The organism is Desulfovulcanus sp., from assembly GCF_982781345.1.
Map to the genome: position 1 here is coordinate 1 of NZ_CEYAEZ010000175.1, position 1246 is coordinate 1246.

The following is a 1246-nucleotide window of genomic DNA, read 5'->3' on the forward strand; positions in this document are numbered from 1 at the left end:
ATTGACATTTAATACTTATTCTACAACAGCACACGCAAAGAAAACATTCAATGCAAATGCAACAGAATCTATTGTTTTAAATACTGGTTTTGTTAACGAATTAATGAATCCATATTTTGAAGAGTTGATGGTTAGTGAATACATCTGGCTAACAGATTCAAGTGCTAACATATTTCCAGTTAATTTAAAAGAAAGTTCATTTGCTAAAAAGACAGGTTTAAACGATAGGTTAATTAATTACACAATGAGTTTTGATAAATCATTTAGTCTAGTAAACAACATCAGATAGTGCAGAAAATTATTCTATACATACAGCCACAGTTAAGAAACACAACAACTACACAAGATTTTGTTAGAGTTGATTTAATGGAAGAAGATTTGATTGAGTTAACTCAAGTTATACAAGACATAAAAGATATAGATAAAGTATTTACAGACTATTCAAGGACTTTTAATTTACCAGCATCTAAAACTAATAACAAGATTTTTAAGCATTGGTACAATCCTGAAATAGATGGTTTTGATAATCAAATAATTTCAAGTGCTAGAATAGAATTAAATCATTTAGAATTTAAGTTTGGCAAAGTACAATTAGAAGAAGCTGTTTTAAAAAATGGCCAACCTTCAATGTATAAAGTAACCTTTTTTGGAAATACAATTTCGTTAAAGGAAATGTTTAAAGATGACAATTTAGATGCTTTAACTTGGTTAAATAATTTTAATTATAACGCAACTTACACAAATATTAAAGATGGGTTTTCAGATGGTTTAGATTTTACTGTTGGCGGTGTTTCATATACTGATGCAGTTATTTATCCATTAATAGCGCACTCAAACCCTTTTACTTATAGCACAAGTAATTACGGACACCCAGACCCAAGCACACAATATAATTTAGCTGTTACAGGTTCAGCAATTGCAAATAGAGGTGTATTTCCAGAAGATTTAAAACCAGCTATACCAATTAAAAATATTATTGAAGCAATTAAGCAACAATATAATTTAACAATTAAGTCTGGAGGTTTTTTTGATTCTGCTGCTTTAGATGGACTTTATCTTTGGCTGCATAGAAATGTAGGTAAAATACAAACTGCTGGAACTTGGACAGGAAACTCTGACGCATATGGTTGCACTGGTACAACTTGTACTGAATTAACAGATTCTACAAGTGCTTTTGGTTATTTTGATTTAACTACTGGAGTGTATTTATATAAACCATCAATAACAGCTCAATCAGATATCACTA

General features: G+C 29.8%; 2 protein-coding genes. Both read left to right on the top strand.

The window, feature by feature from the left end; all coding sequences use genetic code 11:
• Positions 1-289, top strand: a 289-nt coding sequence (locus tag AC3WVG_RS12035; RefSeq protein WP_488798359.1) for a hypothetical protein, incomplete at its 5' end; no start/stop codon positions are given.
• Between the two features lie 77 nt (positions 290-366).
• The coding region (locus tag AC3WVG_RS12040; protein ID WP_488798360.1) for a hypothetical protein at positions 367-1246 on the top strand (880 nt) is incomplete at its 3' end.